Origin of the sequence: Psychrobacter sp. NPDC078631 (genome assembly GCF_050268165.1) — a bacterium.
Lineage (GTDB): Bacteria > Pseudomonadota > Gammaproteobacteria > Pseudomonadales > Moraxellaceae > Psychrobacter.
The window spans coordinates 809,130-829,478 of sequence record NZ_JBNNGG010000001.1 but is presented as its reverse complement, the minus strand read 5'-3'; the positions used below and the strand labels follow the sequence as shown (position 1 = coordinate 829,478).

The 20,349-nt window shown below is 39.5% G+C and carries 17 protein-coding genes and 1 tRNA gene; 8 read left to right on the top strand and 10 right to left on the bottom strand.

The features are described 5' to 3' along the window. The first annotated feature begins 188 nt into the window (after positions 1-188). From ACQKCP_RS03365 to ACQKCP_RS03340, 6 genes are all read left to right on the top strand, one after another. The gene (locus ACQKCP_RS03365) at positions 189-716 is read left to right on the top strand and encodes a hypothetical protein (RefSeq protein WP_427611288.1); all 528 of its coding nucleotides are present in this window, start codon (positions 189-191) and stop codon (positions 714-716) included. 66 nt (positions 717-782) lie between these two features. Next, positions 783-1,589: a hypothetical protein gene (locus tag ACQKCP_RS03360; protein WP_427611287.1), complete on the top strand. Its 807-nt coding sequence runs from the start codon at positions 783-785 to the stop codon at positions 1,587-1,589. A gap of 73 nt (positions 1,590-1,662) precedes the next feature. After that, positions 1,663-1,738 (top strand) — tRNA-Arg (locus tag ACQKCP_RS03355). A 507-nt stretch (positions 1,739-2,245) separates the two neighbouring features. After that, positions 2,246-3,067, top strand: a complete 822-nt coding sequence (locus ACQKCP_RS03350) for an alpha/beta hydrolase (RefSeq protein WP_347163654.1) — start codon at positions 2,246-2,248, stop codon at positions 3,065-3,067. Between the two features lie 854 nt (positions 3,068-3,921). Further along, positions 3,922-4,212, top strand: a complete 291-nt coding sequence (locus tag ACQKCP_RS03345) for a putative quinol monooxygenase (protein ID WP_347163652.1) — start codon at positions 3,922-3,924, stop codon at positions 4,210-4,212. A 120-nt stretch (positions 4,213-4,332) separates the two neighbouring features. Further along, positions 4,333-5,418, top strand: a complete 1,086-nt coding sequence (locus ACQKCP_RS03340; RefSeq protein WP_427611286.1) for an L-dopachrome tautomerase-related protein — start codon at positions 4,333-4,335, stop codon at positions 5,416-5,418. 245 nt (positions 5,419-5,663) lie between these two features. Here ACQKCP_RS03340 and ACQKCP_RS03335 read toward each other — a convergent pair whose 3' ends face one another. The 3 genes from ACQKCP_RS03335 to ACQKCP_RS03325 all read right to left on the bottom strand — a co-directional run bounded on the left by ACQKCP_RS03335 (position 5,664) and on the right by ACQKCP_RS03325 (position 11,192). After that, the gene (locus tag ACQKCP_RS03335; protein ID WP_427611285.1) at positions 5,664-7,346 is read right to left on the bottom strand and encodes an NAD-dependent malic enzyme; all 1,683 of its coding nucleotides are present in this window, start codon (positions 7,344-7,346) and stop codon (positions 5,664-5,666) included. Positions 7,347-7,680: 334 nt separating this feature from the next. Then, the gene (dld, locus tag ACQKCP_RS03330) at positions 7,681-9,489 is read right to left on the bottom strand and encodes a D-lactate dehydrogenase (RefSeq protein ID WP_427611284.1); all 1,809 of its coding nucleotides are present in this window, start codon (positions 9,487-9,489) and stop codon (positions 7,681-7,683) included. After that, a complete protein-coding gene (locus ACQKCP_RS03325) occupies positions 9,486-11,192 on the bottom strand; it encodes an L-lactate permease (protein WP_427611283.1) in 1,707 nt (568 codons plus the stop codon). The genes dld and ACQKCP_RS03325 overlap by 4 nt, the downstream gene beginning before the upstream one ends. Before the next feature lie 266 nt (positions 11,193-11,458). Here ACQKCP_RS03325 and ACQKCP_RS03320 point away from each other — a divergent pair, with 266 nt between their 5' ends. Further along, complete coding sequence (locus ACQKCP_RS03320) at positions 11,459-12,364, top strand: LysR family transcriptional regulator (RefSeq protein ID WP_057760117.1); 906 nt, start codon at positions 11,459-11,461, stop codon at positions 12,362-12,364. A gap of 242 nt (positions 12,365-12,606) precedes the next feature. Here ACQKCP_RS03320 and ACQKCP_RS03315 read toward each other — a convergent pair whose 3' ends face one another. The 6 genes from ACQKCP_RS03315 to ACQKCP_RS03290 form a co-directional block, all read right to left on the bottom strand. Continuing rightward, entirely contained in the window at positions 12,607-13,671 is a 1,065-nt protein-coding gene (locus ACQKCP_RS03315) for a hypothetical protein (RefSeq protein WP_427611282.1), read from the bottom strand. A gap of 81 nt (positions 13,672-13,752) precedes the next feature. Then, entirely contained in the window at positions 13,753-15,291 is a 1,539-nt protein-coding gene (locus ACQKCP_RS03310) for a YHYH protein (RefSeq protein ID WP_427611281.1), read from the bottom strand. A gap of 312 nt (positions 15,292-15,603) precedes the next feature. Next, a complete protein-coding gene (locus tag ACQKCP_RS03305) occupies positions 15,604-16,581 on the bottom strand; it encodes a hypothetical protein (RefSeq protein ID WP_427611280.1) in 978 nt (325 codons plus the stop codon). A gap of 100 nt (positions 16,582-16,681) precedes the next feature. Continuing rightward, a complete protein-coding gene (locus ACQKCP_RS03300; RefSeq protein WP_427611279.1) occupies positions 16,682-17,224 on the bottom strand; it encodes a hypothetical protein in 543 nt (180 codons plus the stop codon). Between the two features lie 127 nt (positions 17,225-17,351). Beyond that, complete coding sequence (locus tag ACQKCP_RS03295; protein ID WP_427611278.1) at positions 17,352-17,657, bottom strand: hypothetical protein; 306 nt, start codon at positions 17,655-17,657, stop codon at positions 17,352-17,354. Positions 17,658-17,683: 26 nt separating this feature from the next. Continuing rightward, positions 17,684-17,980 carry a hypothetical protein gene (locus ACQKCP_RS03290; RefSeq protein ID WP_201569043.1) on the bottom strand — a complete coding sequence of 99 codons (297 nt, stop codon included), beginning with the start codon at positions 17,978-17,980 and terminating at the stop codon, positions 17,684-17,686. A gap of 469 nt (positions 17,981-18,449) precedes the next feature. On the opposite strand from ACQKCP_RS03290, the gene ACQKCP_RS03285 reads away from it, so the two are divergent. Beyond that, positions 18,450-19,373: a hypothetical protein gene (locus tag ACQKCP_RS03285; RefSeq protein ID WP_427611277.1), complete on the top strand. Its 924-nt coding sequence runs from the start codon at positions 18,450-18,452 to the stop codon at positions 19,371-19,373. A gap of 224 nt (positions 19,374-19,597) precedes the next feature. Here ACQKCP_RS03285 and ACQKCP_RS03280 read toward each other — a convergent pair whose 3' ends face one another. Continuing rightward, positions 19,598-20,344, bottom strand: a complete 747-nt coding sequence (locus tag ACQKCP_RS03280) for a glutathione S-transferase family protein (RefSeq protein WP_427611276.1) — start codon at positions 20,342-20,344, stop codon at positions 19,598-19,600. Between the last annotated feature and the right edge of the window lie 5 nt (positions 20,345-20,349).

The following is a 20,349-nucleotide window of genomic DNA, read 5'->3' as shown; positions in this document are numbered from 1 at the left end:
TATCAGTGTGCCATTGATGGTTATCGTTTACTAGTGTAGATGCTGATATTATAATAAGCTTGCGACATTTAGTGTCGTTTTATACTATCATTCATATTTACAATGAAATAATCTCATTGCGGTTTTTAAATGGGCCTTTACAACCTGTATCTAAATAACACTTTCTATTGACGGGATTACTTAATATTATGCCATTGCGTCCCATTGATGCCATTTTTGTCCATCCAAAACAACGCTTATACGTCGTGTATTATCGCGGTGAGTTGTGGCAACTGCCACGTATGAAAATCGATGACAGATCATGGCAAAACAGACGACCATATACGGATGATAGCAGCTCACTTTATTTGAGCATCCATCAAGCTATCAGCGACCCTGTCCTTGCGCAGAAATTGAGAACGCTAGATCTACCTGTAGCAGTACGTGGTAGCACGTTGCCACGTTTTGAAGCATGGTGGGAGACACATGGGTTTAGATGGTTAAAAGACAGATTGTTGACCGGTGAATCGCCGTTAGCAGCGCATCAAACTACTACACCCGCTGCCAAGGTATTAAACGACCAACCTGATTCTCTAATAAATCGCCAAACCAATGGCCATACTGATGAAAGTGGTGAAGTTAATGAAGAACAAGTATCTACCCCTTCTGCAGACACGGATATCTTTGCAGACATGTTGGCTGAATTAACCGATGAAGTACTAGAACAAAAGCTTTAAAAACTAGATACCACCCTGTATATAAACGTTGCTATGAATCAACTAATAATAAAAGAGCAGTAATATATGAAAGACTACAAACTACTGCTGGCTGGGCTAATTTTGCTACTGCTCACAATCTTTATCGCAGTCTTTATTTGGTTGTGGACCAGTAATCGAAAAAACACAGACCCATTGCCAATCATGGCAAGTGAAAGTGAAGCAGACCCTAGTACGAAAGGGAATGAATCAAGAGAGATTGCTGACAGTGTTTTATACATTCGAGCAGAGGAGAAGTTACAGATACCATTGGACGATATCATTGTGAGCTTTGAATCTCGTTATCCGCACGTGCAAGTGTTAGCGAGCTATGTCCCCTCTAACGACCTTCTTACAGTACCAAGTAATGGTTCTACCAAAGACAAACTCTCTGACTTCGTTTTTGATACAGATATGATTATTACTAATGACGACAGCCTATCTACAGAACGGGTATCACTCCTACAATCAGAATTGCAACGGGCACAAGATAGAAATGGTCAAAGTCAAAAAAGTACTGAAGCCAATGATATAAGTAATACATATGATAAAAATAGTGATAATAGTACGCATAACAAAGATAAAAAGATACACACTCTAAATCCCTTTAACTATGCGCTAAAAGATGAACAAGCGCTTGAAGGTGTCATCCTGACAGACGATACAACTGCTATTAACTTCCGTAATTTTTTACTATCGAGCACAGGTCAAGATATACTAAAAAAATATGATTATCAGAACATTAGTGGTTATAAGAACAGTGTAAATGACTTATTTAAACCAACCTCACAGGCGAAAAATGCATCAGGTGATCATGCTGTAGATGTCACTGACGCGCTTAGCAATGGTGAGTAAGGATAAATTGTCTTTATTTATCTTTTGTTGATTGCTTTTATGACTGCTTTTTTCTACAATGTCACTCCATAATGCGCCTATAGCTCAACAGGATAGAGCAGTTGCCTCCTAAGCGATCGATCCGAGTTCGAGTCTTGGTGGGCGCACCATCAAATAATATTAGAAGTAATAAAAAACCCCATAGCTTATATGCTGTGGGGTTTTTTATTACTTCTAATACACGGTAGTTAACGATTAATAACGGTTGAGCTACAAACCTATAACGGCTGAAGCCATAATGCTTTTGTTATTAATGTATGATTAATATCCCTTTCATCAGGTTGGTTTATCTAACTTCAGTACGACCTTCGTTACAACAGTCTTTTGTAAAGTCGCGTTATTTCAATAAAGCCATTTCATCAGGCTTTTGAATAAGTGAGAAGAAGAAATAGTGTGATGGTACTAAGCTTCTCATAAATAAGGATCCGTAAACAGTTAGTGCTATTTTTGATAGCCATGTTGCCGTTGATCACTGAGACCGCATACTTACTGAAGAATTCCTTCACATTACTATTTTAACGTTGGGTCAGTTATTGCCTTATCCTAGCTGAAAAAACTGTCTCTCCTTTCCGTAGAACGATTCCAAGATTATTAATATTCATCTTTAGGAGGATGCTATGAGCACTCAAATAACAGAAAATTATACATACATTGACGGGCATAAGATTGCATTTCTGGAACAAGGTTCAGGTAGTCCAATAATCCTGCTGCACGGGATTCCAACCAATAGCCTCATGTGGCGAAATATTATTCCACAACTTGCAAAAACAAATCGGGTCATCGCCCCTGACCTTCTCAACTATGGGAAATCTGCAAAACCAAAAAGCGCAGATGTGTCCATTAATGCGCAAAGCAACATGATTGTAAAACTCATGGATGTCCTAGGTGCGCGGCAAGCAGATATTGTTGGACATGATATTGGTGGAGGCGTTGCTCAGTTGATAGCTGTCAATTATCCAGAGAAAGTTCGAAAGCTTATTTTGATAGATAGCATCTGCTTCGATTCATGGCCTATCCCAGATTTTGAGCCGCTACAGGAACCTGGTGCCGAGTCAGAGATGAGTCTAGAGGACTTTTTGAGCATGATGCGAGGTTTCCTACCAAAAGGTGTATATGATAACAGTGTCATGACTGATGAGCTTATCGAGATGTATCTTGAACCTTGGTCAACTGAAGATGGCAAGCATGCCTTCTTTCGCAATCTCAGACGGTTGAATAAAGAGTATACTCAGGCCCTTACTGACGAACTTAGCAACCTTCCACATCAGACGTTCATTATGTGGGGCGACAAAGACCCTTTCCAAAAACCGGAATATGCACCAAAGCTGGCAGAAGCGATTCCAAATGCAGAGCTTGTCTGGATTAAAGATGTCGCTCATTGGTTGATTGATGAGAAGCCTGATGAAATTGGTGAGCATATCAATCAGTTTCTAAGCTAAAATACGAGTAGTACAGAGACACATAACATAGCGCTGCATCGAACAAAAATGCTATATTACTATTCGATGCAGCATTTTTATTGTACCGTTCGCCATTACAGAGAACTAACCATAAATATATGTAGAAATGGACTTTCAACAATTCCACGAAATATAGCTTGGTATAAAAAACCGTTAAGCCCACAGCTTACTCTGAGTAAGCACACCAGTTAAAATATGAGTATTAATCATTTAAACCCTTGTAAGCATCGAGCTACAAGGGTTTTTTACGTATATTGATTTATACATAACTAAAATAAGCTAAGCGACCATACAGACCTTATACTTTTATATCACTGCATAGACAGAAAATCACCCTAGCTGTTCAAGTTAAGGTGATTTCTTTGGGTTTGGGAAGCTGCTTTCTAAGAAAATAAATACAATACAAGTCGTCCTTTTAATACTACATACATGGCAGTCCAATCAGAAAAAACATTAACTGAACCATAGTTTTTTAGGTAATACCTCTTTCAATATTATGGTGTTTGTAATATTGACAATAGCCATTTATAGGCTTCGCTCTGATCAAAGCAACAACGCCTAAATACTATTAGCTATCAGTATAAAGTGCTCAGATATGTAGTTTGGTTTTCTTAGGCATTATTATTAATACTTCGGTTTGGTCAATGAGAATTTCGGCAGCATTAATTATGATAAACAACAACTACTTTCAAGATATCATTGAAAGTGTTTCTTGATTTAAGCCTCTACCTCCACTATAGCTAGCTATATATAATCGTTTTAAAGCAGTCGATCACTAACGATATCTTTTGACTTGATAAAACTTAACATTAGTGATTAAAAAGGATTCTATTATGGCTAGATTAACCATCGTTGCCAATATCATGGCAAAACCAAACCAAATCGAACTGGTTAAAACAGAATTGATAAAACTGATTGGTGTTACTCGCGCTGAAGAAGGGTGTATCAATTACGACTTACATCAAGATAATGAAAATCCTGCTCATTTTATGTTCTACGAAAATTGGGTGTCACGTGAACTTTGGCAAGCTCATATGAGTAATAAGCATTTTGACGATTACTCAAAAGCCACTGAAGGTGCAATAGAAAAATTCACTTTGAATGAAATGATCGTTATTGAGTAACTAACATTAAACTAAAAGTATTAATAACGATTAGTGAATAAATAGTATTAGGTGCTAAACGTCATACACTCAATATTATGCTTGAGTACCTATATACATCAATAAATACAGGAGATTCAAATGAAATATTTAAAGTCACTACTGGCTATAAGTGCTGCATTGGTATTAGGCACAGCTCATGCCAACAATATTGAAGTCGTTGCGCAAATAGATGATACTCGCCCTGGTAATATCACGGTAACTCAACAAGGACGAACATTTCTATCCATGCAGCCCCTAGACAACCCTGAATACCGTGTGGTTGAATTGATGAGTGATGGCTCAACTAAACCTTTTCCAAACATAGATTGGGCTGATGGTCCAGATAAAGGGGATGTTGGATTTGCTTCAGTTATTGGTATTGAAAGCACTCCCGATGGAGTGGTTTGGATTCTAGATATGGGTAGCAAAAATTCGCCTGCTCAAATCGTAGCTTGGGATACCTTAAATAACAGACTCTTTAAACGCATTGAGATCGATAGTGATGCTACTGTAGACAACTCGTTCTTACAAGATTTTGTTATCGATACTAAGCGCAATAAAATATACATAGCTGATACTAGTCTCGGTAATTTGTCAGGAGCACCTGCACCTGCTTTTGTAGTTGTTGACTTAGACACAGGTAACTCTCGCCGTGTTCTTCAAGCAAATAAAGCACTTTTAGCACCTGAGCATGACCTTACTATTGATGGGTCATTAATGGCAACTAAGCGTGAAAATGGTAGTTCCGATGCAATTTACCTAAGTTTAAACCCAATCACTATGGATGCCCAAAATGAATGGGTATATTTCGGTACAGTGAATGGTAGTGTAATTTACCGCTTGCCTGCCTCATCACTTGCCAATGATAATTTAACAGACAGCCAACTGAGTAAAACCATAGAGTTTTATGGTGAAAAACGTCCTAGTGATGGGATGATTATGGCAGATAATGGAGATATCTACGTTGGAGATATTGAAAAAAATGCCGTCAGTATCGTGACTAAAGATGGTTTCAAGACCTTTGCTCAAGATGACAATCTACTATCATGGGCTGATGGGTTTTCAATTCAAAATGGCTACTTATACATCACTCAAAACTCACTACATCTTAACCCTGCGTTAAATCAAGGTAAAGAGGGCTCTGTGAAGCCATACCATATCTTACGTATAAAGTTGAATCAATAATTGGGGGTACTCCTAACTTCAACGGTTAATCACTACCTTTTTCTTTAAGCAGATGCATGCTTGAATACTTAAGCTTAGCTATACTGAAGGAATGGTAGAAGTAAACTTGATAAACTAATGGACTTTGATAGAAACAAAAAAGGTTGCCAACACTATATGTAATATAGCGCTAGCAACCTTTTTGATTTAGCATTTTACTTAGATAATGTACCTAATATTAGGAATTTTCCTATCTAACTTCTAACCTAGAAAGAAGTACGGCGATAGTTACGATATTCAGGTAACCAAAAGTTCGCTTTTAATCGGCGTTGTAAATTCTCCGATGTGATAGGTAGTGCTAGCTTATCTTGAGCCGCTTGTAATGCCACTGCATACGCTATTTTTTCACTGATCTCTCTGATAACTTTGATCGGCGGTAAGATGGCTCCAGGTGCTTTTTCGTATTCCATTGATATATCTGCAAGGGCTTGGCTTGCTGCTGTTAGCATATTATCGCTGATACCTGTCGCACGTGCTGCTAAAACACCCAGACCAATACCAGGGAAAATATAGCTGTTATTACATTGAGAAACCTCAAAAGACTGACCGTTATAAGTGGTATGAGGAAACGGACTACCCGTCGCAACAATTGCCTTACCTTTACTCCAATTCATGACTTCTTGCGGCGTTGCTTCCACACGAGACGTTGGATTTGAAAGTGGTAGTACAATTGGGTGCTCAGTATTAGCACATAGCGACTCGATCACTTCTTGGGTGAACAGACCTTTTTGTCCGCTAACACCAAATAATACGGTAATTTTTGCTTGTTTAACCACTTGCGCTAAGCCGAGTTTCTTACTTTTATCCCAGCTTGCAATAGCTGATTCTTTTTGTACTAATGGTTCTTGGAATTTTTGCAGCTCTGTCATGCCATCTGTTAGCAAGCCATAACGGTCAACCATGAATACTTGACTACGAGCTTGCTCTTCAGTCAATCCTTCACGCTGCATTTGGCGAATAATATGCTCAGCAATACCGCAACCTGCAGATCCTGCGCCTAAAAATGCGATATTCTGTTGGCTAAGTTTTTGACCTTTATTTAGACACGCTGCAATCAGAGTACCAACCGATACCGCAGCAGTCCCTTGAATATCATCATTAAAGCAGCATAGCTGATCACGATATTTATTCAATAACGGGGTAGCGTTTTCCTGAGCAAAATCTTCAAATTGCAATAACACTTCTGGCCAACGGCGCTTAACGGCCTGAATAAATAAGTCCACAAATTCATTATATTCATTGCCAGAGATGCGCGGATTTCTCCAGCCCATATACATAGGATCATCAAGCAACTGTTGGTTATTGGTGCCGACATCCAGCAAAATAGGTAGACAATAAGCTGGGCTAATACCACCACAAGCCGTGTATAAAGACAACTTACCGATTGGAATACCCATACCACCAATACCCTGATCCCCTAGGCCCAAGATACGTTCACCGTCAGTAACAACGATCACTTTGACGTTTTGTTTGGTGGCATTTTGTAGCATATCGTCGATTTTGTGACGCTCAGGATATGAGATAAACAAACCCCGTTTACGACGATAGATTTGCGAGAACTTTTCACACGCCTGACCAACGGTTGGGGTATAAATGAGCGGCATGACTTCTTCGATATGCTGCTCAATGAGATGATGAAATAAGGTTTCATTGGTATCTTGGATGTTACGCAAGTAAATATGCTTATCCATCGCATCAGTGAATGAGCTTAGTTGATGATAAGCACGTAATGATTGCTCCTCAATCGTTTCAATATTATGAGGTAATAGCCCCGTTAAATTAAAACTACTACGTTCTTCTGATGAAAAAGCACTACCTTTATTCAGTAAAGGTGTCTCTAAAAGAGCGGGTCCAGCAACAGGAATATATAAAGGACGCTTGTTTGACATAATGTAATCTTCTTATTAAAGGCATATGAGTGAAAGCCATACTGAGTGAAAGCTATGCTAGTGCTGCATTATACATAGCATCGACTGGTATTTAACAATAGATAACAAAATCATTTTGAATAAATATGCTTCTGAACTCAAGGCCACTGATACATTTACCGAGAAATAATAAAAAAGCACTACCAATCGGCAGTGCTTCTGAGGGTGTATTGAACAATTTATAATGGACAAACACTGAACTATTCAGCAACTTAGCTACTTAGCTACTTAGCTACTTAGCTACTGATAAATAATCAGCCCATGGCCAGTTTTAAATATCAGTTATAGAGTTCAGTTATAAACAACACGAGCAATTGCGTTTGGTTTTCAACATTTTACCAATACCCGGATTAAAGGTATTGGTTGGGTCTAGACTTTTATAAAAGTTCTGCAAATCAGGTTCCGCTTCGTATAGGTGTCCGACATTATGCTCAGCAGGATATTTGGCTCCGCGGGCGCTCAGTAGCTCTAACATCATTTTTTTAACAAGATGTGCATCACTACCCTTCTTCAGAATATAGTCTTGATGAAATACATAACAAAAGAAGTGTCCATAATAGAGTTTCTTTTCCAAATGTTGTTCAATATCTTCAGGTAACGTTTCAAGCCATTCTAATTCGTTACGTGGTATAGCAATATCCAATGCCAATATATCGCCGACTTCTTTTTCATGTATGACTTCATAACGTAATGCGGCACCTGCGGCGGCAAAACGATGTAAAAAGGCGCTTTCTGACTCTTCTTGACTACATTCAAAATAGTTACCCGTATTTGAAGCGTCGAAAAATACCTTCAGAAAATCCTGTGCTTCTGCTATGCCAGCATTACTCATTTTTAAGATGAGATGATGCTCATATTGGTCGCGGTACTCTAGCATTCGCTTCGGTAAATGCTTTGGAAATATATTGGCGACGAACTGCATGACTTTGTCAGTGAAATGCTTTGGCATCCATGGCCATTTATGGAATTTTGCATCCATAGCGCCTTTGATAGAAAATAGTCGAGGTAAAGCATTGGTACCAAGATGCTTAATACTCAGGAACGTGTCCTTGCCATACTTAGCAGATACATCAAATATATCACGATGCATATACTCACCCACTTCAGGGATATTATCGAAGCTCGATAATATTTGCCTTCTGAGCTGTGCAAGCTCACTCACACTGTTGGTACCTATATAAAAGGTTTTCTCTTTTGTAGCCGTTGGATAGGTATCAAGACGCACTGCAAATACCGCCAGCTTGCCAGCACAGCCGCTTGCTTCATACAGTCTTCGCTTGTCAGCATTGAAACGACTTGGTGTGCTTGCATCAACGTCTTTGACTCTGGCGATATATTCTTTATCAGATGCCATCTTACCAGTGTCAGGTAATGCTCTTTTGTCAAAATTACCTGTTTGCAAGTTAGTGAGTATTTCTTCTGGAGTATCACCCAATTCTACATCTAGGTGATTAACCAGCACTAGCTGACCGTGCTTGTCTATTTGGGCAAACAAAGCAAGTTCGGTATAAGCAGGACCTCTTTTCACCAGAGCCCCACCTGAATTATTAGAGACACCGCCAATGATAGATGCACCTAACGTCGATGAACCGATGACCGAGTGAGGTGCTCTATTTACGGCTTTAAGCTGACTTTGCAACTGATACAACGTGGCGCCAGGTAAGCTAATCACTTGCTCGTTATCATTCACCAAATACAACTGATTCATTGCAAGGGTATTGATCACAACCACTGGTCTATCGTAGTCGTTACCGCTCGGGGTTGAGCCTTCAGTCAGTCCCGTTTTTGCTGCTTGCATGATAATAATACAGTCGCCTTCCACACATATTTCTAGACTACGCCAAATCTCCAGCAGTGTTTGTGGAAACAAAACAGCCAAAGCGCTGCCGCCACCAGAGCGCCACCCCATTCTATAGTGTTCGTTTTTTTCTGGATCGGCCTGTACATTGCCGGCTCCCAGTAAATGGGTTAGCTTGTCTAACACTTGCTCAGGATGAAGTGTGTCTTGATCTTGATGCGCTATATTTGATAAGAAAAGGTTTGATGAAGCTCTATTTAATGACGGCATATGACGCTCTTTATTTGGTGATTGTGTGTCACTCATGATGCTAAAGGCCCTTGAAAACCAAAGAAGTAAATGGCAGCCATGACGATAATCCCGCAGAACAACACATAATAGATAGTAGGTAAAATAGTACGTCTAAGTGTGGCGCCCTCCATACCGAGTAGGCCCACCGTTGCCGATGCAGCCACCACATTATGTACTGCAATCATGTTACCAGCAGCGGCGCCAACTGCTTGAGCCGCGATGATTAGAGAAGGTGAAATATGTAAGCTCATGGCGGCTTCGTATTGGAATTGACTGAACATCATGTTGGATACGGTATTAGAGCCCGCGATAAAAGCACCTAACGCTCCAATGGTTGCACTAATTAGAGGGAAAACACTACCAAAAGTACCCGCAAACAACTCTGCACTGGCGACAGGCATACTCGCCACATCTGATAAGTTTATGCCTGAATTAATAAAAATCCTAACCATTGGAATCGTAAAAATAAGGACAAACCCAGCCCCTAGTACAGTCTTGCCTGATTCTTTAAAGGCACTATTTAGTGCACTGGCAGGTCTTTTGGTTTGAAAAGCCGCGGCAACCAAGGCGCTAATTAATAACAAGCCGCCTGGTAAGTATAAAGGACTGAAGCTAGCACTGATATCTGCCTCACTTAAAATCGAGGTTAGGTCTACTGTCGCGCTGTTCAGCAAAGACTGAAAGCCTGTTAATACTCTAGAACACACCAATAAAAGGGCAACTAACAAATAAGGAAACCACGCCATGACCGTGGACATCTTTTTATCACTCAACGCAGGAGTGATGTCTTCTTTGCTAACTACTAGCTTACCAAGCCATTCACTTGGCCAGCTTTTTTTCGGTTCAAAATCCCATGTGGTCTTTGGTACTAAAAATCCACGTTTTGCCGCATTAACAACGATAGTGATACTGACCAAACCACCGACCAATGATGGAAACTCTGGCCCTAAAAAAATACCTGTTAGGGTATAAGGGACTGTGAATGCCAAACCCGCAAAAATAGCAAATGGCCAAATAGCGAAGCCTTCTCTCCAGCTTTTATTTTTACCAAAGAAACGTGTGAGCATCATCACCATAAAAAGTGGCATAAATGTACCAATAACACCGTGCATAATGGCTACTTGGCTGGTAATCAGTTGTAAAAAATCGCCCCACTCTAGTCCTTGTTGTGCCAGTTGGGCGCTAATGGCTACTGTATCTAACCCCTTATTTACTCCAATAACGATAGGCGTACCGACTGCCCCAAATGACACAGGCGTACTTTGTATCATCATTCCCATCAACACAGCACCCAGCGCTGGAAATCCTATCGCGACGAGTAAAGGCGCGGCAATAGCGGCCGCTGTACCAAAGCCAGCAGCCCCCTCAAGAAAGCAGCCAAAGCACCAAGCAATAATAATGGCTTGCACCCGCCTATCTGGCGATACATTGGTAAACCCAGCACGGATAACAGCAATGGCACCAGTATGCTTCAACGTATTCAATAAGAAAATAGCGCCAAATACGATCCACAATACTGAAACCGTAATGACCAATCCCTGAATAATAGATGAAGACACGCGATTAAGCGTCATATCCCATACAAAGAGGGCAAGCGCGGCAGTAACCGCCAGAACGATTGGCATGGTCCTTTTGGCTGACCATTGCAAGCCTATCAAAAAAATACCACAGAGAACGATTGGCAGTAATGCCAACAGTCCATATATTGTTTGATTCAAAATCATAATCCTTTTTTTATCGTGTAATCTTCCTTGAACCACTTCATCTAAGCATTTGTTTTTATAACTTCATGCTGTCGGTCAGACGAAGCCGAAAACAATCTCTGTCAGTCACATGATTAATAGAATGATTAAATGGTCAAATGCTCAAAATTCCCTAAAATATTCTACGCCTTGTCAATACATTGATATATTGCATCAAAGGATAATATTATTTTCTTTTTTTGCTATAATCCAAAACGTATTACACCAATTGGGGAACAAGTATGGGCAAAGCTGACGATATGGTTTTATTCGTCCAAGTGGTTGATGAAGGGTCATTTTCTCGGGTCGCTGAAAAGCTGTCATTAACGAATTCAGTGGTAAGTAAACGCATTGCAAGATTAGAAGAAAGCTTAAATGCACAGCTGCTTTATAGGACAACCAGAAAGTTAAGCTTAACCGATGCAGGAAGGACGCTTTATAACAAAGCTAAAATCGCTAAATTTGCCTTTCAGGAAGCTGAAAATGCCGTTACAGGCTATGGTGAGGACATGAAAGGCAACATACGTATAACCATGCCAGCGGTCTCTGCAAATCTAATATTGAGCGAATCCATTGCCGAATTCTGTAAACAACACCCAGAAATATCAGTAGATTTACAGATTACCAATCGATTGGTTGATTTGATAGAAGAAGGATTTGATCTGGCGATAAGGACAGCAGAGCTTGAAGACTCATCACTCATTGCAAGACGTCTTATAGATAGCCAGTGGGTCATATGTGCGACACCAGACTATTTAGAGCGACACGGTACACCTCAAACCCCTGAACAATTACGGAGTCATGAGTGTTTGGTCTATAAGTTTGATCATACGGCGAATGGTATATGGCCGCTATATATAGATGGTACAGAGCAATTGCTTCCTGTACAGGGGCGGTTTCATAGCAATCATCTTAATGCGATTAAACAAGCGACTCTCAGCGACCTAGGTATCGCCTTTTTACCACAAGCACTTGTTTATGAAGAAATGCAGCAAAATACGCTCACCCAGATTTTGCAACGCTTTACAAGAAAGAAAATGGGCATGTATGCGGTTTACCCCAAGGCACGGCAACCGGACCAAAAATTGAAACTGCTTGTAGCGCATTTGCGAGAATCATTACATCAAAAACAGGCTTACTACTGCTAAGTAATAAGCCTGTTTTTCATATGAATAAGCAAAGATGGATGAGAGTGTTTGACGATAATAGTCATATATGTCGACTTCGCTTTAATCAAAGCAAAGAATGCCTGAGCACTATTAGCTATAAGTATAAAGTGCTCAGGCATGAAGTTCAGTTGTACTAAATAATGTTATTAATATAGGCGTTTAATAGCTGAAAATTTACTACCTAGTAGCTGTCATAAAGGCTGACCAATCTAAATAAAATTCTATAATCCATTGACTGTGTAACGTACGATAACTTCATTATCGAGTACGACATTGGTTGACCAGATGAATTCAGCATCTGCTTTTTCATTATCAAAAATATCTATGAAATTGGTATAAGCTGATTTGTTGTCTACCCCAATGGTTTGGTTACTATAAGTGGTGGCGTTCGGCCAACTAGAATCATCAAAGTCTGCTTGTTGCCAGTTGGTAGGCAATTCCCAGTGCAGTCCATAATCTGCCGAACCGTCTTGTACATTAGCTGTGGTAACACAATTACTAGATAGTCGTTCGCTACCTGACTCACTAACACAGGACAAGTCTCTAATCGGTGCGGTATAAAAGGTTTGTGCTTTCCAGGTTTCATCAGTCTTGGCGATGATGCTATTGTCTTTATCTTTGATCACAGCGACTAGACCACCGTCTCCTGCATGGAATTCTGAGCCTTGATTACTCTCTGAACCAATACCTAAGTTTTCTTCCCAATCGACCAAATGCATAGCAACGGTAAACGGTGCTTTTGCCTTGAAACGTACAATGTTTGAATTGAACTGAGTAAACGGTACATTGTCACGCCCGACGGCTACACCATTGACGTACATCTCAAAGTAATTATCTGCAAAGACGTAAGCGGTATACACTTCGCCATCTGCGTCTATTTCAATGATGTCTGAGCCATCAAGTTGAGCTAAAGCTTCACTGGCGGTGCGATAGTCGTTGCCCGTACAAGGGTTGTTTAAGTCAGACGCCACTGGGAAATCTGTATTGAGCAAATTGGTTACTGCTGGTACCGTCCACGATTTACCATCAGTTGACTGGATACTGCCGATGTTGGTTTGACGACCGCGGTCACATTCATAGGCGTTTGTCACGTCAGTCTGAGCAACACCTTGGGTTAAGCTAGCGGTGCCAGTATAGCTGCTGGCATCTGCACTACTATTTACTGATGCTGTCGTTTGCTCATTGGCATCGGTAGCCGCTGAGTCTATCTGAGTTTGGCTACACGCCGCCAGCAATACAGCCGATACTGTCGTGGTTAGCAAAGCAGGTATTAAAATAGGTTTCATTAGGATTCCTTAGCATTATATAAGATGGTTTTTGAACTCAGCTTATTATTTCTATAACTGATCATTATCATTGAATGCACACTATTTTTTCTGTATGTCATCAGTGCGTTTATAAGTCTGTACGGTCGTACCCTCTGGATCAATAAATTCAAAAGTATAAATATCTTTGGTCGCTTCAGTAGCGCCCCAACCATAGTTAAGCTTATGCTCTTGACCGTCATAGGTATACGTTAGACTGTATTGAGTCGGACTTACAATCTTGTAATCTGTGATCTCAGCTCCGCGCAAAGGCGTCAGCGCTGGGCGAACGCCATGAGTATGTGCTTGCGGTGAAATTTCATTTTCTGGCGCTTTTGTATCTGGGTTTATAGTGACCTTACCGCGCAAACCTGCTATTAAATACGGAAACTCTGAGGTAGCATGGTATTCATAACTACCGTCTTCATTGAATTTGCCTAGATACTCATCAAGCTCATCATCAGTTTCACCATAGACAGGAAAGCCGTCTAGTGCATAAGCAATGGGCTTACCTTCACCAACTTGTGACTGTAGGTGGGTTGGTGCAAGATGATAGTGGTAATCATCAGCGCGTCCAGAATGCCCGCCCCAATTGTCTAACTCTCCGAATGCTTTGGCGTCCTCACCACGATTGTTTAATGGGTTAAATATAGGAATGCCATTAGCTGCAATAGCGATGGCCCCTTTCATAAAATTGTCTTTGGCCATTAAAGGCTCATCGGCAAGCTCAGGCTGTAAAGGAATGACCCAACTGTTCTCATTGGTATAATCCTGGTCTATAGGTACTTGCTGTTGCCAACTGGTGATACCTGTCATCATTTCGTGGCTTGGAATACCATTTGATTCAACATACAGATATTTATCATCATGATGAGTACTGACGTTATCGAATGAGCCAAATACTGACGTCATCAAATCAATATCATTGGCTGGTACTGGCAAATGAGCAACCGCCTCTTTAGTCTTTTCACCGATATTTTGGGCCGTCTCAGTACTGCTACAGGCGACAAGTAAAGCAGCTGAACCCAATGCACCAAAAACTGAATAAGCTACTTTTAAGGTTCGGTTTTTCTTGTGGCGTATATTCAAAACATAGAACAAAACCAAACCACTCGCTAAGACCAAACCACCCAACAAGTAGAAGAATAAAACAGAGCGCGTGTCACTGTTATCCGTTATAACAGAACTTTCCGCATCAGCTTTGTTTAGTGCAGTCTCATTATTATTGGCGATAACAGCGGTATCGCTTGGATTTTGGATAGCCGTTAATTGATTACTACTTACTAGATTTTCAATCACTGCTAGCTGATTGATCGCTTGAATATGAGCGTTTTTTTCCAAAATATAGGTTTGATCATTGGCTGAAAAGTCCGACAAATCAAAAGAGAGCAACTGATGATGGCTATCCGTTAAATAAACAGTATCGTCTTCTAACTTAATAAAATCAGCAGCGACACTAGGCTGGCCGGCGATCTGCCACTCTTTGGCAGCGATGGTATGTTCACTAAGGTCATGGGCGTAGGCAGAGGTCAGTGATGAAACTTGTATGGCAGTGACAATAGCCAGCAAGCTGAAAGCTCGAGCCGTTTTTGTAAGGGTCATAACACGCTCTCGTTTGAATTGATATTTAAAAGTTGGCCATAGTCAGGATACACCTATGTACCTGTCTAACCATCGTGGCTACTTGTCGTTACTCATTCAAAAAATTATAGTGACAAAATAATAGATCTATTATATTAAAAAGATAATATCAATTTTTACTTTAGAGAAACTTTAAGAAGTGTTAAGCCATATTGCGTTTTTTACTATGGAAATCCCATAGACTATACCTTTGCCTGATCTACTATCATCAATCGTGATGCAACGTATTGCGATAACTAGCAGTGTTCTTATATCAAACAGCATCATGCAAAATCAAAAACGCATCCCACTGTTTTCTAAACATTGCAGCGGATTTTTATCAGATGCACAAGGTTGAATTTTTTTGAGTTCATCAAGCGATAGATATTCAAAATAATTGGTCAGTGCAACACGGGCGTCGGGGTCGTTTATAAAATAGCCGTCATCATATATTTTATTTTTCCAACTTGGATTCACTCGATACAAATAAGACTTATATTCTATATTAGCTAATGCCTCGTCAGGGAGCTGATCAAAAGGGCCATCGTAATAGTTATTTTTATAAACATTATTGGCATCAACGCCTACTAATATGGCAAATTTTTCCATAGGTAGGTAGACAAATTGAGTCCTAGCACCCACTTTAAGTACCTCGCCAACAGGATAATAAAACTCATCATCTCTCGATAAAGGATTAATATAATAAAAGTTATTGGTAGTAGGATGAAATGCCAAATAGAGTGTGACTCCCGAATCATCCATCATTGGTAGGTTGACTTCAAAACCTTGACTCTCAAGCGTCTTTACAAAATCAGCATCTGTTTCTATCTGATTAATCTTAAGATTTTTTTTAATATTCTTGAAGGTCAATTGATATAAGTTAGGTTGATACTTTTTCAAGCTAAATATGTCTGATGACTTATATAGTTTATGATGCGTTTTAAACTCACCTCGTTCTTTGCCGGCTATGTCATAAAAATATATAAAGGATAAGCTGCCTTGCTGTCTTAACTTATGACCCACCAACATATTGCCTTTTATTAAGTTGCCCTGATGGTAAAAGTTAAAGTAATAATAGCCCTCTGAAGGGTAAATAGTGAGGGTATCGTCAGTCTGTGATAACACGTATGCAAAAACGTCATCTACATTATCAATATCAAGCTCAGTATCCTGATACAGCTCATTGATCATTTTCTCGTTAGTATTTAGGGCATTGGCTTGAGCAGAATACAAAAAAAGCAGACTCACCAGTAGGTAACAAAAGGTTTTCATGAATACTCTCCAAAATGTGGCTTAGTACATAAAAAATGACAGCTAAATTTTTAACTGTCACTTTGTTCTACTCCTAGATAGCATATATAGCATTTTTCAATTATTTTGCTAGTTTCATGGACTCAAGTTCAACGTTTTCGTCATTGATCCCTACTTTAGTAGTAATACAGTTATGTTTTTTTATAGTTTTACCAAATAGATGACCTGCGCTTTGCGCCAGCTCTTCTTCACCACTCGTAAATACACGTGCTTTAAAAATCTTAAATGATTTTTTGGTCCAATGTGACTCAGACTTGCCCCAGCGATGTCCTTGCGATTTAGTCTCTGCCATTTGGCTTTCCATAAAAGCGCCACAAACGTCACCATAGCTTTTTTCAATCATGTTATTGTCTTCAGCAAACTTAGTAAGAGCTACTTGCGAGGCGGTTTCTTCCATCGGTGCACTCACTTTAACAGTACTACGTTTACGCTTATGCTTAGGTTCTCTATTCGTTGTGCTCCAGTTGTGGTTTCTGATACTCACGTCACTATTCTCAGTTAAAGTAATACCATTTTTGGCACCTGCCATATCATCGGCGGCATGGCTGAGCCCTACTAAAGACATGCTCAGTGTCAGTATCGTTATTTGCTTATAAATATTCATAATATACATCCTTGTGTAAAAGTATTTAATATCAATAAATCACTGTGAACATCTGAAACCACTGTAAAAAACTACGTTAGGTTTACCATCAAATGATCCATATGATGGATTTTCTCCTTGAGCCTCTTCAGGGTCTTGATTGATTCTTAAAGTCTTCGATAGCTTCAAGAGCCTTGTCTTTTCTTCTTTGCCAAGGCCATCTGAAACCTTGTTCTTTATCAATTTCAACATCATTTGAATGATTAATGGCACTGGATTTATTATCTGTCGGTACTTTTTCTTTTTTCTGCATACTTAAGGGTGCAGCGTCCTTGACACTCATCATTGAAGTTTCAGAGATGCGTAAGTTTTGAGTATTGACGTCTTCAGCATGAGAGATGGTAGCTAACGGAAAAATAAAAATGCTAGTTAAGATGGCTTTCCATAATTTCATCGTGGTAGTCCTTTATAGTTAATGAACTAACAGCACTTTGGACGCTCAGGTGTCGCTACTTCTTTGTTCTTCTTTTGCCAAGGCCAGCGCCACGTTCTTTCTTTGTCCACTTCTACATCGCTGCCGTCTTGAATGGCGTTCGATTTTTCGCCCATATGATCATTATCATTGTGCATTTTCATGGTTGCTGGTGCTGCTTCATTGACGCTCATCATTGAGGTTTCAGAAATACGTAAGTTTTGAGTATTAACGTCTTCAGCATAAGCGATGGTGGCTAACGGTAAGATACAGATGCTGGCGAGTACAGCTTTTGCTAATTTCATAGTTACAATCCTTTATGGTTGCTTAACTCCAATACATAAGATTAAAAATCCATACAGCCAATTAGTTTAATTAGATAAACTAACCAAATTAATTAGTATAACTAGGTATATCAGAAATATTCATCATTTTCCATGAATATATTTTATATGATAAATATAAATAACTTGTCTAAAGCTAGCTAATAAAACGATACGATAATCTTTTCCATTAATAATCATTCACTTTTTACCCATCAATAATACCTGTATCAATGTCTTTTTATCTTGCTATAAATCAGACCATTGCTATTAGCTGCTCAAATGACACAATTTATAAATTGTAGATTTTTAATAAATAATCAGGACAATCTCACTAAGTAAAATATATTACAATTGTAGCGATAACGTTAAGACTGAAATTTTGTTTTGCAATTTAATATAGCTTTAACTATGATTACTTTCTTACGGGAAGCTAACGATAGGTAACAATATGCAAATTAATAAATTATATACGGGCCTCGCATTGGCCAGTGCCCTAGTACTTACAGGATGTGGTGGAGATAGTGACGGTCAGTACGTCGCAAGCAATGGAAATGGTGGTCCTATCGTTAATAGTGAACTAAGCTATACAGAGTTTGACCCCTTTACTGATATATCAAATAACCAATATAAAGATGGATGGGGTAAGCTCGCTTATAGACTTAGCAATAGCGGCTTAATGCAGACAATATCTACTATTGTAGGAAGCTCACCTACTGCATATCAGGACAGCGTAGGTGATGTCTCTGAATTAGAATTTTACGCTGGCCAAAATTTGTTCATTGCGGTTCCTGAGGATTTTGATAGTCAGTTTTATAACATTAACTTTGTTGATAGTGATACGTTCAAGCTAAATATTCGTTCAGGAAATGCTTCTGTCAATTCAACTTATGACATTATAACCCTTGACCTTGAAGGCGTAGGCAAACAGCCATCCAACGCTAAAACAGGTATTGACACTGATTTATCTTCTTTTCCTAGCAGTGTTAACCCTGTTTTTCCTAATGGCTCTCAATGCTATATATTCCTAGAGACACCTAATCAAAATTTCTATACCTTTTCTGAAGACGAAGATGAAGGTAGCATGACTATAGATGAGTGGATTGCTAACGAGAAAACGTATAATACTGTCACCAATCTTGTCAAAGAAAACATCGGAATCGACAACGAGCTACCAGCTGCTCGGTATACTGATGAAGATGGCGAGATCGTGGCAGCTGTTAGATACAACGGTTTGATATATGGTGCTTTCTATAATCAAAGCGGAGTCCAAGAGAATTTCAATACTAATCCTGACATCGAAGAAGTTTATTGTAGTCTGTACAATGACGTCGCGGCTAATTTCTTAGAAACACAAATCAAAGCCAACTACTAAAAATAGTTTTTACCAAAAAGCTATCATGATTTTTGCTTATTAAATAGAATAAAAAATAGTGCCTATGATGGGCGCTTTTTTTATGTTTGATCACTAATATCAAACTCAAGCAAAGGGAGATGCACTGGCTAAGCGTATGCTATTACTTGATGGTAAAGCTATAGCCAAAGCACATCTATAACGAACTATTAATCACTCAGGCACATGATTATTGTTACTCATCTCTACTTCAACCAATCAGTAACTGCTTGTTTAAAACTAGGGCGTGCCATAATTGCATTTTTCCAGCGCTCAAAGTGTGCATACTGCGCAAAAGGATAGCCTGATCTACCTAAAACAACCAGTTGCGGAATCCAAGTAATATCCGCCAATGAAAAGGTGTCGCCAACTAGCCAATCATGATCTTTGAGACGCACGTCCATTTTTGCAAAACAGTCGTCAAGAACTGCGGTTGCCTTATCAATATCCTCTTGACTAAAACCATATCTACTACGATTCTCATGAAATGCTAACAGTGCTTTGTCATAACTTTGGTTTTTTCGGTATTCTGTTAGCTCTTCTTCGCTAAGACCCGTGGCCCCTAATTTATAATACATATAAGTTTTTATGGACAGATGATTATCTTTTGCCATATGCATCCAATCATACATGGCCTGCATTTCAGCTTCACTATCAGGACACAACGAATTGGGTTCATAGGTGGTGTCTAAATAATCAATGATATCAGTCGAATCAATAATAACCACACCCTCATCTACCAAGGTTGGCACCACACCGTTAGGGTTGATTCCTAGATATTTTTTGCTACGCTGTTCACCTTTGGATAGATCAATAAGATGGCTTGTCCACTCTAGCTGCTTCTCCGCTAATGCAATCCTTACGCGCATAGCATAGTTGGAAAATGGCGCGTGATACAAGTGTAAACCTTCGAATTTGGTAACGGATTTATTCGTAGGCGTAATCATAGGCATAATAG

Coding starts and splice junctions, on each gene's coding strand:
- ACQKCP_RS03365 (WP_427611288.1), top strand. CDS start 189: ATGCCATTGCGTCCCATTGATGCCATTTTTGTCCATCCAAAACAACGC.
- ACQKCP_RS03360 (WP_427611287.1), top strand. CDS start 783: ATGAAAGACTACAAACTACTGCTGGCTGGGCTAATTTTGCTACTGCTC.
- ACQKCP_RS03350 (WP_347163654.1), top strand. CDS start 2,246: ATGAGCACTCAAATAACAGAAAATTATACATACATTGACGGGCATAAG.
- ACQKCP_RS03345 (WP_347163652.1), top strand. CDS start 3,922: ATGGCTAGATTAACCATCGTTGCCAATATCATGGCAAAACCAAACCAA.
- ACQKCP_RS03340 (WP_427611286.1), top strand. CDS start 4,333: ATGAAATATTTAAAGTCACTACTGGCTATAAGTGCTGCATTGGTATTA.
- ACQKCP_RS03335 (WP_427611285.1), bottom strand. CDS start 7,346: ATGTCAAACAAGCGTCCTTTATATATTCCTGTTGCTGGACCCGCTCTT.
- dld (WP_427611284.1), bottom strand. CDS start 9,489: ATGAGTGACACACAATCACCAAATAAAGAGCGTCATATGCCGTCATTA.
- ACQKCP_RS03320 (WP_057760117.1), top strand. CDS start 11,459: ATGGGCAAAGCTGACGATATGGTTTTATTCGTCCAAGTGGTTGATGAA.
- ACQKCP_RS03315 (WP_427611282.1), bottom strand. CDS start 13,671: ATGAAACCTATTTTAATACCTGCTTTGCTAACCACGACAGTATCGGCT.
- ACQKCP_RS03310 (WP_427611281.1), bottom strand. CDS start 15,291: ATGACCCTTACAAAAACGGCTCGAGCTTTCAGCTTGCTGGCTATTGTC.
- ACQKCP_RS03305 (WP_427611280.1), bottom strand. CDS start 16,581: ATGAAAACCTTTTGTTACCTACTGGTGAGTCTGCTTTTTTTGTATTCT.
- ACQKCP_RS03300 (WP_427611279.1), bottom strand. CDS start 17,224: ATGAATATTTATAAGCAAATAACGATACTGACACTGAGCATGTCTTTA.
- ACQKCP_RS03295 (WP_427611278.1), bottom strand. CDS start 17,657: ATGAAATTATGGAAAGCCATCTTAACTAGCATTTTTATTTTTCCGTTA.
- ACQKCP_RS03290 (WP_201569043.1), bottom strand. CDS start 17,980: ATGAAATTAGCAAAAGCTGTACTCGCCAGCATCTGTATCTTACCGTTA.
- ACQKCP_RS03285 (WP_427611277.1), top strand. CDS start 18,450: ATGCAAATTAATAAATTATATACGGGCCTCGCATTGGCCAGTGCCCTA.
- ACQKCP_RS03280 (WP_427611276.1), bottom strand. CDS start 20,344: ATGCCTATGATTACGCCTACGAATAAATCCGTTACCAAATTCGAAGGT.